Origin of the sequence: Sphingopyxis macrogoltabida (assembly GCF_001314325.1) — a bacterium.
In the GTDB taxonomy this organism is placed as follows: domain Bacteria; phylum Pseudomonadota; class Alphaproteobacteria; order Sphingomonadales; family Sphingomonadaceae; genus Sphingopyxis; species Sphingopyxis macrogoltabida.
Genome location: NZ_CP009429.1, coordinates 492,440 through 507,373 on the forward strand (window position 1 = coordinate 492,440; position 14,934 = coordinate 507,373).

Annotated in this window: 14 protein-coding genes; 8 read left to right on the plus strand and 6 right to left on the minus strand. The window is 65.9% G+C overall.

The annotated features are described in order from the left end of the window. From LH19_RS02495 to LH19_RS02520, 6 genes are all read left to right on the plus strand, one after another. Complete coding sequence (locus LH19_RS02495) at positions 1-1,572, plus strand: wax ester/triacylglycerol synthase family O-acyltransferase (protein WP_054724631.1); 1,572 nt, start codon at positions 1-3, stop codon at positions 1,570-1,572. Between the two features lie 23 nt (positions 1,573-1,595). Then, positions 1,596-3,044, plus strand: coding sequence for a DUF3336 domain-containing protein (locus LH19_RS02500; RefSeq protein WP_054724633.1), 1,449 nt, complete (start codon positions 1,596-1,598; stop codon positions 3,042-3,044). Positions 3,045-3,046: 2 nt separating this feature from the next. Then, complete coding sequence (locus tag LH19_RS02505) at positions 3,047-3,898, plus strand: alpha/beta hydrolase (RefSeq protein ID WP_054724636.1); 852 nt, start codon at positions 3,047-3,049, stop codon at positions 3,896-3,898. A gap of 119 nt (positions 3,899-4,017) precedes the next feature. After that, positions 4,018-4,950, plus strand: a complete 933-nt coding sequence (locus LH19_RS02510; protein ID WP_054724637.1) for an alpha/beta fold hydrolase — start codon at positions 4,018-4,020, stop codon at positions 4,948-4,950. Positions 4,951-4,990: 40 nt separating this feature from the next. After that, positions 4,991-5,992, plus strand: a complete 1,002-nt coding sequence (locus tag LH19_RS02515) for an NAD(P)H-dependent glycerol-3-phosphate dehydrogenase (RefSeq protein WP_054724639.1) — start codon at positions 4,991-4,993, stop codon at positions 5,990-5,992. Between the two features lie 126 nt (positions 5,993-6,118). Continuing rightward, the gene (locus LH19_RS02520; RefSeq protein ID WP_054588899.1) at positions 6,119-6,457 is read left to right on the plus strand and encodes a hypothetical protein; all 339 of its coding nucleotides are present in this window, start codon (positions 6,119-6,121) and stop codon (positions 6,455-6,457) included. A gap of 76 nt (positions 6,458-6,533) precedes the next feature. Here LH19_RS02520 and LH19_RS02525 read toward each other — a convergent pair whose 3' ends face one another. Genes LH19_RS02525 through LH19_RS02545 form a run of 5 tightly spaced genes read right to left on the minus strand, consistent with a single transcriptional unit; the run spans position 6,534 to position 12,093 of the window. Continuing rightward, the gene (locus LH19_RS02525; RefSeq protein WP_054724641.1) at positions 6,534-7,688 is read right to left on the minus strand and encodes an acyl-CoA dehydrogenase family protein; all 1,155 of its coding nucleotides are present in this window, start codon (positions 7,686-7,688) and stop codon (positions 6,534-6,536) included. Continuing rightward, positions 7,685-8,890: an acetyl-CoA acetyltransferase gene (locus LH19_RS02530; RefSeq protein ID WP_054724643.1), complete on the minus strand. Its 1,206-nt coding sequence runs from the start codon at positions 8,888-8,890 to the stop codon at positions 7,685-7,687. Before LH19_RS02530 ends, LH19_RS02525 begins: the two co-directional genes overlap by 4 nt. A gap of 13 nt (positions 8,891-8,903) precedes the next feature. Further along, complete coding sequence (locus tag LH19_RS02535; protein WP_054724644.1) at positions 8,904-10,343, minus strand: 3-oxoacyl-[acyl-carrier-protein] synthase III C-terminal domain-containing protein; 1,440 nt, start codon at positions 10,341-10,343, stop codon at positions 8,904-8,906. Next, positions 10,340-11,176, minus strand: coding sequence for a MaoC/PaaZ C-terminal domain-containing protein (locus tag LH19_RS02540; RefSeq protein ID WP_054724646.1), 837 nt, complete (start codon positions 11,174-11,176; stop codon positions 10,340-10,342). The genes LH19_RS02535 and LH19_RS02540 overlap by 4 nt, the downstream gene beginning before the upstream one ends. Further along, on the minus strand, positions 11,176-12,093 hold the full coding sequence (locus LH19_RS02545) for an SDR family NAD(P)-dependent oxidoreductase (protein ID WP_234716063.1): 918 nt from the start codon (positions 12,091-12,093) through the stop codon (positions 11,176-11,178). The genes LH19_RS02540 and LH19_RS02545 overlap by 1 nt, the downstream gene beginning before the upstream one ends. Before the next feature lie 113 nt (positions 12,094-12,206). Here LH19_RS02545 and LH19_RS02550 point away from each other — a divergent pair, with 113 nt between their 5' ends. Further along, positions 12,207-12,926: an IclR family transcriptional regulator gene (locus LH19_RS02550; RefSeq protein WP_158514380.1), complete on the plus strand. Its 720-nt coding sequence runs from the start codon at positions 12,207-12,209 to the stop codon at positions 12,924-12,926. A gap of 5 nt (positions 12,927-12,931) precedes the next feature. Here the strand turns inward: LH19_RS02550 and LH19_RS02555 are convergent, their stop codons facing one another. Next, positions 12,932-13,438: a TlpA family protein disulfide reductase gene (locus tag LH19_RS02555; RefSeq protein ID WP_234716064.1), complete on the minus strand. Its 507-nt coding sequence runs from the start codon at positions 13,436-13,438 to the stop codon at positions 12,932-12,934. A 124-nt stretch (positions 13,439-13,562) separates the two neighbouring features. On the opposite strand from LH19_RS02555, the gene argH reads away from it, so the two are divergent. Further along, entirely contained in the window at positions 13,563-14,933 is a 1,371-nt protein-coding gene (argH, locus tag LH19_RS02560; RefSeq protein ID WP_054724652.1) for an argininosuccinate lyase, read from the plus strand. The last annotated feature ends 1 nt before the right edge of the window (position 14,934 follow it).

Genomic DNA, 14,934 nt, shown 5'->3' on the forward strand with positions numbered 1-14,934 from the left:
ATGCTCAAACAGCTCAGCGCGCAGGACGCCCAGTTCCTCTATACCCAGACCGCGAACAATCTGACGCATATCATGGGGGTCTATATCTACGACCCGTCGACCGCCCCGGGCGGCTTCGTGCGCTTCAAGGATATCATCCGCCACGTCGAGAGCCGCGTCGATAGCTCGCCGCTGTTCAAGCGCCGCCTGCACCGGCTGCCGTTCGACGTCGACCATCCCTATTGGGTCGAGGACGAGCATTTCGACATCGAGGCGCATATGAGCCACGCGCGGCTGCCCGAGCCCGGCGACTGGCGGCAGTTCACAATCGCGGTCGCGCGCTATTTCTCGAAGCCGATGGATATGAACCGGCCGCTCTGGGACATTTATATCATCGAGGGTCTCGACCGCATCGAGGGCATCCCCAAGGGCAGCTTTGCGATGCTCCACCGTGTTCACCATGCGGCGGTCGACGGCGCGTCGGGGGCGCACGCCTTCATCGCGATGAGCGATATCGACGCGAAGGGCACGCCGGCGATCGCCGAGCCGCCGCCGGCCGAAAATCTCGGCAAGCCGCCGTCGAGTGCCGAGGTCGTCACCCGCGCCTGGTCGGCGTCGATGCAGTCGCCGGTCAAGTTCATGAACGCGCTTTTGAAAATGTCGCCTGCGCTGGTGTCGGCGGCGCGCAAGACGATGATGACCGAGGGCGGGATGACCGCGGGTGTCCCTGAAACGCGTTTCAACGTGCCCGTCGGGCCGCACAAGATGTTCGACGCGACGACGGTTGCGCTCGCCGATGTCGCGGCGATCCGGGCGAAGGTCCCCGGCGCGACGGTCAACGACGTCGTGCTGACCACGGTCGGCGGGGCGCTGCGCAAATATCTCGCAAAACACAAGGAACTGCCGAAGGAGAGTCTCGTCGCAGTCGCGCCGATCAACCTGCGCGGCAAGGGCGGCAAGGCTGCGACTCCCGGCAACCAGGTGTCGGCGATGAGCGTGCCGGTGCGCAGTGACATCGCCGATCCGCTGGACCGGCTCGCGGCGATCCGCGATTACACGGTCGAGGCGAAGGAAGCGAAGGCCGGGGTCAGCGCGCGGATCATGACCGACCTGTCGCAGCATATCCCGGGCGCGACGATGGCGGCGGTGGCGCGGATCGTCACCAGCGAGCGCTTCGCAGTGCGCGGCACCAACCTCTTCATCTCGAACGTTCCCGGGGCGCAGGTGCCGCTCTATCTGGCGGGCGCACAGCTTGTGCAGCAGCACGGGATGGCGCCGCTCGCGAACAATATGGGGCTGTTCGTCGCGACGCCGAGCTATAATGGCCGCATCGCCTTTTCGATCATCTCCGAACGGTCGGTGATGCCCGATATCGCCTTTTTCCGCGAATGCATCGACGAAAGTTTCGCCGACCTGATGGCCGCGGCGCCGAAACCCGAAAAAGCGAAAGCCGTTACGGAAAAGCCGAAGGTGGCAGTCAAAGTCGCCCCGAAACCCCGGACGAAAGCGAAAACTGCGCCAAAACAGGCCAGCAAACCGAAGGCGAAACCGGTTGCCAAAGGCAACGCAACCGGCAAGACTCGCAAAAAATAAACCATGTCTTGCAGGAAGACCGAATGCTTTTCACCCCGACGCTCAGCGCCGATCGCGATCTTGTGACCGCGCCCGATTATATCGCCTGGGCCAAGGCGGCGCGTGAGCATGACCGGAAATCGGGCGCGCAGGCGTGGCGCGACGCCGACGAAAGCAAGCATTTCGATTACAGGGCGATCCGCGGTCGCCTCGAAAAACTGCGCAAGCTGTCGGCGGCCGGTGACGTCAAGGGGCTGCTCTTCGTGCTCAACGAGGGCATCCACGGCAATATCGACGGCATGGGGCACGAGCGGCTGTACCAGAAGGCGCGCTTCGGCACGAAAAAGCTGATCGAGGATTATGTCGCCGAGGTCGTTGCGGCGCTCGACAAGATCGCGATGTCGCGTGGCATCCCGCGCGAGGAAAAGCGCGATTTCTTCCGCCGCGCCCAGCATTGCTACGGCCGCTCGGCGCTGCTGCTGTCGGGCTCGGGCAGCTTCCTCTTCTTCCATATCGGCGTCGTCAAGGCGCTCTGGAGCGAAGGCGTGCTGCCGAACATCCTTGCCGGATCGAGCGGCGGGTCGATCGTCGCTGCGGTCGTCTGCACCCGAAAGGACAGCGACGTCGGCCCCTTCCTCGAAAGCGAGCGCCTCGCCAACCCGGCGCGCGATCCCGAGATGCGGCGGCTCGCGCCCGACGAGGTTGCGGCGCGGCTTGCCGAACTGATCCCCGACCTGACCTTTCAGGAGGCTTATGAAGTCAGCGGCCGCCACCTCAACGTGTCGGTCGCGCCCGCCGAAAAGCACCAGAACGGCCGGCTGCTCAACGCGATCACCGCGCCCAATGTGCTGATCCGCGAGGCAGTGCTCGCGTCGTGCGCGGTGCCCGGGGTCTTTCCGCCGGTGATGCTGATGGCGCGCGACGAAAGCGGCCAGCGCGTGCCCTACCAGCCCGACCGGCGCTGGGTCGACGGATCGGTCACGCACGACATCCCGACCAAGCGGCTCGAACGGCTTTATGGCGTCAACCACCATATCGTCAGCCAGGCGAACCCGCTCGCGCTGCCCTTCGCGACCGACACGCGCAAGCAGATGGCGCCGATCGAGGCGATCCAGCACGCGTCGATGGCGACCTTCAAGGCGTGGCTCAATGCCAATATGGTGATTTTCCAGAAACCGCTGGAAATGGTGCCGCCGCTCAACAGCCTCGCCAACCTCGCACGCTCGGTGATCAATCAGGAATATACCGGCGACATCAACATCATCCGCCCGCCCAAATTCTGGTCGCCGACGAAAATCCTGTCCGACCTGTCGCGCGAGGACATCGACGAGCTGATCGACAGCGGGATGCGTACAGCGTGGCCGAAGATCGAGATGGTGCGGACGCAGACCGCGATCAGCCGCGCGCTCGACGTCATTCTCGCCAAGATCGACAAGGCGGGCGATGACGGCCCCGGTCACCGCAGCGCGGCGCTGAAAAAGGCGGTGCGCTGACCGTGGCGACGGGCGCGATCGTCCTGCCCGCCGGATCGGCAGGTGCCGGTGCGGCGCTTCACGTCACTCACTGGCTGCCCGCAACCGCGCCGAAAGCAGTGGTGCTGCTCGCGCATGGTTATGCCGAGCATGCCGGACGCTATGCGCATGTCGCGAAGCGGCTGACCGACGCGGGCTATGCCGTTTATGCCGTCGATCATTGGGGGCACGGGCGGTCGGACGGCACGCCGGGTTTCGTGCCGCGCTTCTCCGCCTTCACCGACGGCATGGCCGAACTGCTGACATTGGTCGAGGTCAATCACGGCGATACGCCGCGCCTGCTGCTCGGCCACAGCATGGGCGGGCTGATCGCGACCCTGTTCCTGATTGGGCATCAGCAGGCGTTCGTCGCGGCGGCGCTTTCGGGCCCGGCGATCGTGCCTGGGGCGCCGCCGTCGCGTTTCACGGTGTGGATCAGCCGCTTCCTGTCGCGCTTCTTCCCGCGCCTTGGCGTGTTGTCGCTCGATGCGAACGGGGTCAGCCGCGACCCGGCGGTGGTCGCCGCCTATCTCGCCGACCCGCTCGTCTATACCGGCAAGATCGGTGCACGGCTGGGCAAGGAATTTATGGACGCAATGGCGGCGGCGCAGGCCGGTGCGCCGAAGATCCGCCTGCCGATCCTGCTCCAGCACGGCGAAGCCGACAGCCTCGCTTCGGCAGAAGGGTCGCAATATCTGTTCGACCATGTGTCGTCGGCCGACAAGACGCTCAAAATCTATCCCGGCCTGTTCCATGAAATCTATAACGAGCCGGAACGGGATGCCGTGCTCGACGATTTGATCGGCTGGTTCGACGCGCATGTGGCGGAAGGTTAAGCCAACCCCAAATCCCGTTCGTGTCGAGCGAAGTCGAGACACCCGTCAGGGCAGCGCCACGCCGATGGGTGTCTCGACTTCGCTCGACACGAACGGATTGAGAGGACAGTTTTAGACCCATGAGAATCCTCCTCGTCCTCCTCTTTGCGCCGCTGATCTCGCTCGCGCTGCTCTATTTCATCTTCCCCGGCCGCCTGCTTGCGCTCGGCCGCTGGCTGCTGCGCAAGCGCGGCGGTACGGTGCAGAAAAGCGTGGCCGTAAATGGCCGCACCTGGCCCTATCTGGAGGGCGGCGATCCGGGCAAGCCGCTGCTCCTGCTCGTCCATGGCTTTTCGGGCGACAAGGATAACTGGTCGATGATCGCGCCCTATCTGACGCGCGATTATCACGTCATCGCGCCCGACCTGCCCGGCTTCGGCGAGAATGAGCGCAATCCGGCGCTCGCCTATGACATCGAGGCGCAGACGCGGCGACTGAAGGAGTTTTCCGACGCGCTCGGTCTCGTGCAGCCGCATATTGCGGGCAACAGCATGGGCGGGTGGATCGCGCTGCGCTATGCGCTCGATTATCCGGATGCGCTGGCCAGCCTGATCCTGATCGACAATGCCGGGGTGCTCGGCGCGGACGAGAGCGACCTTCAGAAGCAGGCGGTCGAAGGGGAGGATAGTCCGCTCGTTCTCGCCAGCCTCGAGGATGCCGACCGGTTGGTGGCGATGGTCGTCCACAAGCCGCCCTTCATCCCGCAGCGGCTCAAACCCGCCCTCTATGCCGACGGGCTGCGCTACCGCGACCAACTCGACACGATCTTCTGGATCATCGCCAACGAAGCGCGCGATCATCCGCTCAACGACCGGCTCGGCGAGGTCAAGGTGCCGACATTGATCCTGTGGGGGCGCCATGACCGCATCATCGATGTGAGCTGCGTCCCGGTGCTCGAAGCGGGGATCGCGGGCAGCACGTCGCACATCATGGAGCATGTCGGCCATGTCCCGATGGTCGAGGACCCGAAGGGGACGGCGGAGGTGATGAAGGGCTTTCTTGCCAAGCTGTGAGAAGCGCGTCAGTCTCTCCTCAAAATAGCGGGAGAGGTTCATGCGGTTGAAAGTCGGGCTGCTCGGTGGGGGCAGTTGGGGAACGACGGTCGCGTCGGTGGTGTCGCGCAATGCGCCGATCACGCTGTGGGCGCGCGATTCCGAAACCGTCGACGGCATCAACCGCGACAATGAGAACCGCAAATATCTACCCGGCATCAAGCTGCCGCTGGCCCTCAGCGCGACCGCCGATATGGGCGACGTCGTCGCGGGTGCCGATGTGCTGGTGATGGGCGTCCCCTCGCATAGCTTCCGCAGCGTATTGGAAGAGGCGAGGCTGCATTTGCGCCCGTGGGTGCCGGTAATCAGCCTGACCAAGGGGCTCGAACTCTCCTCGGGCAAGCGGATGACCGAGTTGATCGAGGAAGTGCTGCCCGGCCACCCCGTCGGCGTCCTCACCGGCCCCAATCTGGCGCGCGAGATCATGACCGGGCAGGCGGCGGCGAGCGTGCTGTCGATGGAGGACGAGATCGTCGTCCGCGCGCTGCAGCCGGTGTTCCATTCGGGGCTGTTCCGCGTCTACACCAACACCGACCTGCTCGGTTGCGAACTCGGCGGGGTGCTCAAGAATATCATCGCGATCGCGGTCGGGATGGGCGACGGGCTGGGTGCGGGCGACAATACGCGCTCGGCGCTGATGACGCGCGGGCTGGCCGAGATCACCCGGCTCGGCGTCGCGATGGGCGGGCGGCCGGAGACCTTCGCGGGCCTTACCGGCATGGGCGATCTCATCGCGACCTGCACCAGCCCGCTGTCGCGCAACCGCCATGTTGGGGTCGAACTCGGCAAGGGGCGGCATATCGACGAAATCATCGCGGGCATGAACATGGTCGCCGAGGGGGTGAAAAGCGCTCCGACGGTGATCGCGCTCGCCGAAAAGCACGCTATTGCGATGCCGATTGCGCAGGATGTCTTCGATGTGACGCAGGGAAAACGGAGCGCGCAGGACGTGTTTCGCGGCCTGCTGCGCTCGGCGGTCGGCGACGAAGCGCACCCCGGCTGAGGCTATTTCGGACGATTCCGCCACCAGCCGTGCCGATTCATCGGCCAGCCGGGAAGAAAATCGCCCGCTGCTTCGTTTTCTCCTGTGACGCTCCGCTGCGGTGGAGCGCAAATCAGGAGTTGGACAATGAAAAAGTGGACCACCCTTGCCGTTCTGATGGCTCTCCCCGCCAGCGTCGCCGTTGCGGCCGTGCCCTATGGCTCGATGCCGCCGGGGTTCGAGGCGCCGCACATCCGCACCGCCCCGATTGCGGGCGTCGTCAACCAGTATTGGTATAATTACAAGGCCGACATTCTGGAGGCGGAGAAGGAGCTGACCAGCGACCTTCGCCACGCCACCGACCGCGAGGATCGCTGGGACGCGTGGGATGAATGGGAGACCGAGGTGGTCGACGCCGACAAGGATTATGTGAAGGAAATGCGCAAGAAGGGCTATCGCAGCGGCCGCGTCACGGTCGGCGGCTAAGCCTTCGACGCTTGCCCGGACCTTGCTCCGGGTCGCAGGGAAGGGCGGGCGTGATCGGGCGCCCGCCCTTCTTTGCTCAATAGCTCCGCGGCATCCCCAGCACATGTTCAGCAACGTAGGACAGGATCATGTTCGTGCTTATCGGCGCGACCTGATAGAGGCGCGTTTCGCGGAATTTTCTCTCGATGTCATATTCGGCGGCGAAGCCGAAGCCGCCGTGGGTCTGGATGCACGCCTCGCCGGCCGCCCAGCTTGCTTCGGCCGCCAGCATTTTTGCCATATTCGCCTCGGCGCCGGCGTTTTCGCCCGCTTCATATTTGGCGATGCCGTCGTGGACGAGCAGTTCGGCGGCGCGCATCTGCGCATAGGCGCGGGCGATCGGGAATTGCACGCCCTGGTTCTGCCCGATCGGGCGCCCGAACAGCACGCGTTCCTTCGCGTAGCTCGATGCCTTCTCGATGAACCACTTCGCATCGCCGATGCATTCGGCGGCGATCAGTAGCCGTTCGGCGTTCATGCCCGACAATATGTAGCGGAAACCCTTGCCCTCTTCGCCGATCAAGTTGGCGGCAGGGATGCGCATATTGTCGAAGAAGATTTCGGTCGTCGCATGGTTCATCATCGTGTCGATCGGCCGGATCGACAGCGTGCCCGCGGCGAGCGCTTCCTTCATGTCGACAAGGAAGACCGACAGGCCTTCGGTGCGGCTGGCCGCCTGATCGCGCGGCGTCGTGCGCGCGAGCAGGATCATCAGGTCGCTATGCTCGGCACGGCTGGTCCACAGCTTCTGTCCGTTGACGACATATTCGTCGCCGTCCTTCTTCGCGACGGTTTTCAGGCTCAGCGTGTCGGTGCCGCTCGTCGGTTCGGTGACCCCGAACGCCTGCAGGCGGAGTTCGCCGGTCGCGACCTTGGGAAGATAGCGCGCCTTCTGCTCCTCCGACCCGTGGCGCAGCACGGTGCCCATCACATACATTTGCGCGTGCACCGCGCCGCCGTTGCAGCCTTGGCGCTGGATTTCCTCGAGGATCGCCGCCGCTGCCGACAGCGGCAGGCCGGCGCCGCCATATTCCTCTGGGATCAGCGCGGCGAGATAGCCCGCCTCGCCGAGCGCGGCGACGAACTCGCTCGGATATTCGCGGACCTTGTCCTTGGCCTGCCAATAGGGGCCGGGGAAGGCGGCGCAGAGCTTGGCGACCTCTTCGCGGATGGCGGTGTAATCGTGGCTCATGCGTCGGCGCGCCCGATGATCGCGATCGATGAGACATTCTGGTTCGGCATGCCGCCGAGGTTGTGGCTGAGCGCGAAGACCGGATTGTCTTGCCGCTGTCGTTCGCCGGCGCGGCCGAGAAGCTGGAGATAATTTTCGTAGATCATCCGGAGGCCCGACGCGCCGATCGGATGGCCGAAGCATTTGAGCCCGCCGTCGATCTGGCACGGGATCTGCCCGTCGGCGTCGAAGAAGCCGTCGAGTACATCGCGCCAGCCCTGACCTTCCTTCGAGATATGAATATCCTCCATCGTCACCAGTTCGGTGACCGAGAAACAGTCGTGAACCTCGATCAGGCTGAGTTGCGACCGCGGATCGGTGATCCCCGCCTCGTCATAGGCCTTGGTCGCGGCGACGCGCGTCGTGTGGAAATAGCTGCCGTTCCATCCCGACGCCTGCATCTCCCAGCCGTTCGAGGTCGCGAGCTGGAGCGCTTTCACCGTCACGATGTCGGTCTTGCCGAGACTGCGGGCGATTTCGGGGGTGGTGACGATCGCGCAGGCGGCGCCGTCGCTGACCCCGCAGCAATCGAAGAGGCCGAGGGGTTCGGCGATCATTGGCGCGTTCAGCACCTGATCCATCGTCACCGCCTTTTGCAGATGCGCTTTCGGATTCTTCGCGCCGTTCGCATGGCTCTTGACCGAGACATGCGCCATCGCGCGCTTGAGGTCGTCCTTGCCGACGCCGTGGACGCCGCGGTACGCGCTCGCGAGCTGGGCGAAATTGCCCGGCGCCGATCCGGTGATGCCGATCATGTCGTGCGTCGTGCCGCGGGTACGAACGGGCAGGCCGCCATAGCCGGTGTCCTTGAGCTTCTCCGCGCCCATCGCCAGCGCGATGTCGCACGCGCCCGAGGCGACGGCATAGACCGCGCCGCGAAAGCTTTCGGTGCCGCTGGCGCAATAATTTTCGACCTTGGTCACGCCGATGTCGGGCAGCCGCAGCGCGACCGCGAGCGGGATGCCGCTCGGCCCGATATTCTGCGCGTCGAACGCGGCACCCAGCCAGGCGGCGTCGATCTGGCTCGTCTCGATCCCGGCGTCGGCCATCGCCTCTTCATAGGCCTCGAGCATGAGCTGGTCTTCGTCCTTGTCCCAGCGTTCGCCGAACTTGGCACAACCCATGCCCAATATGGCGACCTTGTCGCGGATACCCTTGGCCATCTGTCGTCTCCTCTCAGAAAGCCGGCGCGGCTTTCCAGAAATAGCGGCGGAAACCGCGGTTCTCGTCATAGGCCTTGATGCGGAACATCATGCGCAGATCGGCGCCGACGTCGAGCGCATCGCCCGCGAAATCGGTGAATTCGGTCATCATCCGCCCGCCGCCGACGAAATCGATATTGCCGTAATAGCTTGGCGGATCGGGCGAGTAAGTGAGCGCGTCGGCGGTCCAGGTCATCACCTTGGCGGGCACCTCGGCGAGCGGATAATCCTCCTGCGTGCCGACCGCATGGTCGTTGGCATTGACGCTGACCTCGCTCTTCGGGAACTGCACCGTCCCCGTCTTGGTGCAGCGCCCGCCGACGAGCCCGAGCACCGCCTTGCGGTTGCGCCATAGCGCGGTGAGCGCGGTCTTGCTGTCGTGCTCGGCGCGCATCCCGCGGTCGAGCGGCAGCAGCCCGCGGTGGAAGAGATATTTGGCGTAATTGCTCGATTCGATCCGCCGCGCGAGCCAGCCCGACAGGCCGATCCGCGGCTTCACCGACCCGATCGCACCGGTGACTTCGAACAGCAGCAGGTCGCAGCCCTGGCCGAAACTCGCGAGCAGGATGCGCTCGCCCGCCTTCGCCTTTTCGAGCGCCGCGGTGAACATCACCAGCGCATGCGCCGCGCCGGCATGGCCCAAGTTTGCGCCGAGCGTATCGGCGACCGCGCCTTCGCCGATCCCCGCTTTCTTCGCGAGCATCTCTGGCACGCCCTTGACCGCGACGGAAACGAGGAAATGGTCGATTGCAGCGCCCTCGATACCGGCCTTTTTCAGAAGCGCCGCGATCGCGGGGTTCATGATCCGGGCAAAGCCCTCGTCACGTACCCAGCGCGCCTCCCAGTCATAATCATGCGCTTCGCCGGCCTCGCGGAAGTGGTCGACGAAATCCATCGTCACGCTGTGGCTCGCGACGAGCGTCGCGATTGGCGTGCCGGTGCCGACGAGCACCGCCGCGGCAGCATCGCCGCTCGTCATCTCGCGCTCGGATGCGGGCTTGGGCGTCGTGAGGTCGGCGGCTGCGACCAGCGTGGTTTCATGTCCGCCCAGCGCCGCGAGCAGCGCCGAGGTCGCGGCGCGCTGCGATCCCGCGACGTCGAGCGCGCCGACCGCGTCGGGCAGGTTCAGCGCTTCCTTGACGATGCCGGCATTCTGGCGGTCGGCGAACGGGAGCGTGGTCGAGGCGATGGCGACGCGCTGGACGGTCGCGCGATCCAAGCCTTCGAGCGCATCGCGCGCGGCTTCGACCGCCATGGTGACGCTGTCCTCGTCCCAGTTGGCGACCGCTTTCTCGCCCTTGGCGAGGCCGCGCAGGCCGCCGGCGAACCAGCCGTTCGTTGCGTGAATACTGCTGCGCTGCAGCCGCGTGATCGGCACATAGGCGCCGAACGCCAGGATTCCGAAATCGCTCATGCCGTCTCCGCATAGCCGTTGGTGAAGACAATCTTGTCGCGCTCGACCACGCGGGCGCGGAAGGCGAGCTTGCCACCCTCTTCGTCCCAGATCGAGGTCTCGATCGTTTCGCCGGGATAGACCGGCGCCGAAAAGCGGCCGTCGATCCGCTTGAGGCGCGCGGGATCATTGCCGCAGCGCGCGGCGAGCAGCGCCCGCCCGATCACGCCATAGGTCGCGAGCCCGTGCAGGATCGGCGCTTCGAAGCCGCCCGCCCTGGCGACATCGGGGTCGATGTGCAGCGGGTTGAGGTCGCCCGACAGGCGATAGATTTGCGCCAGATTGGTGGCGGTGGTCAGCGTCACCGCATCGTCGGGCGCGCGGTCGGGGATGGTGTGCGGCACCGGTGCGCCTTCGGCCGAACCGCCGAAGCCGCCGTCGCCGCGCAGGAAGGTCATCGAGCGCGAGGTCGCGAGATGCGTGCCTGCCCCGTCGTGGATCTCGCGCGTCACCATCGCGAGCGCGCCCTTGTCGGCGCCCTTGTCGTACAGCGCCTCGATCACCGTCGATCCGACGACCTCGCCTTCAACGGGCAGCGGCGCGTGGAGGATCGTCGACTGCTCGCCGTGCAATATCTTCTGCCAGTTCGCGCCGAGCGCCGGGTCGCGCCAGATGAAGCCCGGATAGCCCAATGTCACCGCCATCGTCGGCAGCGCCTTCAGCCGCTCCTCGAACAGGAAATCAAGCTCGGTCGCCCCGACGCCGAGCGCGTAAAGGATCGTATCGCGCGGCGTGAGCACCTGCCGCGTGACGATCGGCGGCATCGAAAGGAGGTAGTCGGGGTCGATCGCCATCAGATGGGATCGTAGCCGAAGACGTCCCCCGAACGCTCCGCCGGATTGGCGAAACTGCCGCGGAACGCCGGGAGCATCTCGTCGGCGATCGCCTGCGCGGTCCAGCCCTCATTCTTCTGCATCGAGCGGATCGGGCGCGGTTTCGAGAAAAGGAATATCTCGTTCTTGCGCACGCCGAACACCTGGTTCGACACTTCCTGCGACGCATCGCTCGCGAGGAAGGCGACGAGCGGCGCGATCTTGTCGGCGGTCATCGTCTTCATCCGCTCGATGCGCAACGCCTCGGCCTCGTTGGTCGCGGGGATCGTCGCGATCAGCCGGCTCCACGCGAAGGGGGCGATGCAGTTCGAGCGCACCCCGGCGCGCGCCATGTCGAGCGCGATCGACTGGGACAGCCCGACGATGCCGAGCTTCGCCGCCGAATAATTGGCCTGGCCGAAATTGCCGATCAGCCCGCTGGTCGAGGTGAAGTGGATGAAGCTGCCCGACTGCTGGTCGCGGAAATAGGGCGTCGCCGCCTTCGACACATTGAAGCAGCCGTTCAAGTGAACGTCGATCACCGCGTTCCAATCCTCATGGCTCATCTTGTGCCAGATGCGGTCGCGCAGGATGCCGGCATTGTTCACCACCGCGTCGATGCGGCCGAAGGCTTGCACCGCATCCTCGACGATGCTTGCCGCGCCCTTGGGGTCGGCGACGCTGGCGCCGTTCGCCAGCGCCTTGCCGCCGGCCGCCTTGATGTCGTTTACCGTTTCCTGCGCGGGGGAGAGGTCGGCGCCTTCGCCCTCGGCGCTGCCGCCCAGATCGTTGACCACGACCGCCGCGCCTTCCTTTGCGCAGAGCAGGGCGATCTCGCGTCCGACCCCGCGCCCTGCGCCGGTCACCGCCACCACTTTGCCGCCCAGCATCCCGCCCATCGCATCCTCCATTCCATCGGTTCGAAATCGGCTAGTTGAGTCGGTCGATATATTCAATATAAAGAATTGTGTTTTCACAATGAAGAAAAATGGTGGTGCATGTGGCGGATGGGGTGAGATCGGTTTCGCAGGCTTTTGCGATCATGCGGCTGTTCGCCGATTCGGAGACGCTGACCCTTTCCGATGTCAGCCGTGCGGTCGGCCTCAGCCCCTCGAGTGTTTTCAACCTGCTCGGCACCTTGCTGGGTGAAGGGGTGATCGTCCGCGAACAGCCGGGGAAACGCTACCGGCTGGCCGACGCGTGGCGGCGGTCGGGTCTGCTGCGCGACGGCGATGCGCGGCGGCTGATCGATCGCATGGTGCCGCTGCTGGCGGAGTTCGCGCAGGTGCATGAAGTCACCGTCGGGCTGTGGCAGACCGCGTCGCGCGACCGCATGCAGCTTGTCGCGCACGCCGAAAGCAACGCGGTGCTCCGCATCCATCTCGCGCGCGGGCAGCGCCAGCCGCTCGGCGGCGGCGCGGTCGGGCGCGCGATCGCTGCGGCGCAGGCGCCGGGCTCCGACGAAATCGTGCGGCGGTTCGCCGCGGTTCGCTGGCAAAAGCCCGTGTCGCCCGGACTCTATGCCGAGCAGATCGGCGCGGCGGCGCAGGCGGGCTATGCGCTCGACGACGGCTATACCCACATCGGCATCTGCACCCTCGCGGCGGTGATACCGCAGGCGAAGCCCGAGTTTTGCGTTTCGGCCAGCTTTTTCGCGGGGGCGCGGACGGCGTCCGAGGTCGAGAAGCTGGGCAGGGCGCTGATCGCGCTTGCGCAGGCCGGGCTCGACTGACCCGATCAGGCGCCCGCTTCGGCGAGCAATTTCTGCGCTTCTTCGCCCTGCCAGTCGATCGCGCCGACGACCCGCCAGACCTCGCGCCCCTCGGCATCATAGAGGATGCTCGTCGGCAGCGCGCTGTTCGCCGCATCGAGCAGGCCGTTCTGCGGATCGATATAGGGCTGGAGTGCTGTCAGTCCCGCCTTCTGGAACCACGGGTCGACGACCTCGGCGCCCTGCAGGTCCTGCGCCACCGCAATCACCGTCATCGTGTCGCGCCGGTTGGCGGCGAGCTTGTCGAGCGTCGGCATTTCGGCGACGCACGGCGCGCACCATGTCGCCCACAGATTGACGAGCAGCGGTTTGCCCTTGAACGCGGCAAGCGTTACCGGCGCATCGTCGGGGCCGCGGAACGCTGCCGCCGGTACCGGTTTTCCGGCGTTACCACGTTCAACGACATGTTCGAATTGCCCTACGGCAGGGGCGCCTTTCGCTTCACCGCGCGAAATATTTCCTTCGCCCGGCACCGCTTGCTCCGCCGCCTGCTTTTCCCTATCGCAGCCCGCGATCGATCCGGCGAGGCAGAGCGCGAGGATCAGGGCGATTTTTCTCGGGACGCGTTGAATGGCGGAATCTCCGGACAGCAACAGCATGTGGGGTGGCCGCTTCGGTGGCGGACCCGCGGCGATCATGCAAGAGATAAACGCGTCGATCCCCGTCGATAAGCGCCTGTGGGAAGAGGATATCGCCGCGAGCCGCGCGCACGCCGCGATGCTGGGCGCGACGGGCATCATCGCGGCCGAGGATGCTGTGGTCATCGACCGCGGCCTCGCCGAGATCGCCGAAGAATTCGCGCGCGACGGCGTGCCGGTCGATCTTGCGCTCGAAGACATTCACATGACCGTCGAATCGCGGCTCAAGGAGCTGGTCGGCGAGGCGGCCGGGCGGCTGCACACCGCGCGGTCGCGCAACGATCAGGTCGCGACCGATTTCCGCCTGTGGACGCGCACCGCCTGCGAGCGGATCGACGCCGGGCTGGCGGCGCTGCAGACGGCGCTGCTGACGCGGGCCGAGGAGCATGCAGACAGCATCATGCCCGGCTTCACGCACCTGCAGGTCGCGCAGCCGGTGACGCTCGGCCACCATCTGCTCGCTTATGTCGAGATGTTCGGCCGCGACCGCGGCCGCTTCGCCGACGGGCGGGCGCGGCTCAACGAATCGCCGCTCGGCGCTGCGGCGCTCGCGGGCACCGGCTTCCCGGTCGACCGCCACGCGACGGCGACGGCGCTCGGCTTTGCCCGGCCGATGGCGAACAGCATCGATGCGGTGTCGGACCGCGACTTCGCGCTCGAATTCTGCGCCTCGGCGTCGATCGCCGCGCTGCATCTCTCGCGTCTCGCCGAAGAGGTCGTGATCTGGGCGAGCCAGCCCTTTGGTTTCGTCAGCCTGCCCGACGCCTGGTCGACGGGCAGCTCGATCATGCCGCAAAAGCGCAACCCCGACGCCGCCGAGCTGGTGCGCGGGCGCGCGGGACTGCTGCTCGGGGCGTTCCAGCGGCTCAGCGTCATCGTGAAGGGCCTGCCGCTTACCTATTCGAAGGATCTGCAGGACGACAAGGAGACGCTGTTCGGCGCCTTCGACGCGCTGGCGCTGTCGCTCGCCGCAATGACCGGGATGGTCGAGACGCTGACCTTCCGCACCGACCGCATGCGTGCGCTCGCCGCGTCGGGCTATTCGACCGCGACCGACCTTGCTGACTGGCTGGTGCGCGAGGCGGGGCTGCCGTTCCGCGAGGCGCATCATGTCGTCGGCGCCTGCGTCAAGCGCGCCGAGGGACTTGGCGTCGAACTGTCGGCGCTGCCTGCTGCCGACGCGGCCGCAATCCACACTGCAGTCACGCCCGAGGTGCTCGCGGCGTTGACCGTCGAAGCGTCGGTCGCCAGCCGTACCAGCTATGGCGGTACCGCTCCCGAACGGGTAAGGCAGGCCATTGCCGCGGCGCGTGCCGCCACGAAGGAATAGG

Bases quoted from the DNA above. Each gene is read 5' to 3' on its own strand.
- LH19_RS02535 (WP_054724644.1), bottom strand. From the start codon at position 10,343: ATGAGCGATTTCGGAATCCTGGCGTTCGGCGCCTATGTGCCGATCACG.
- argH (WP_054724652.1), top strand. From the start codon at position 13,563: ATGTGGGGTGGCCGCTTCGGTGGCGGACCCGCGGCGATCATGCAAGAG.
- LH19_RS02500 (WP_054724633.1), top strand. From the start codon at position 1,596: ATGCTTTTCACCCCGACGCTCAGCGCCGATCGCGATCTTGTGACCGCG.
- LH19_RS02540 (WP_054724646.1), bottom strand. From the start codon at position 11,176: ATGGCGATCGACCCCGACTACCTCCTTTCGATGCCGCCGATCGTCACG.
- LH19_RS02520 (WP_054588899.1), top strand. From the start codon at position 6,119: ATGAAAAAGTGGACCACCCTTGCCGTTCTGATGGCTCTCCCCGCCAGC.
- LH19_RS02545 (WP_234716063.1), bottom strand. From the start codon at position 12,093: ATGGGCGGGATGCTGGGCGGCAAAGTGGTGGCGGTGACCGGCGCAGGG.
- LH19_RS02510 (WP_054724637.1), top strand. From the start codon at position 4,018: ATGAGAATCCTCCTCGTCCTCCTCTTTGCGCCGCTGATCTCGCTCGCG.
- LH19_RS02515 (WP_054724639.1), top strand. From the start codon at position 4,991: ATGCGGTTGAAAGTCGGGCTGCTCGGTGGGGGCAGTTGGGGAACGACG.
- LH19_RS02525 (WP_054724641.1), bottom strand. From the start codon at position 7,688: ATGAGCCACGATTACACCGCCATCCGCGAAGAGGTCGCCAAGCTCTGC.
- LH19_RS02530 (WP_054724643.1), bottom strand. From the start codon at position 8,890: ATGGCCAAGGGTATCCGCGACAAGGTCGCCATATTGGGCATGGGTTGT.
- LH19_RS02495 (WP_054724631.1), top strand. From the start codon at position 1: ATGCTCAAACAGCTCAGCGCGCAGGACGCCCAGTTCCTCTATACCCAG.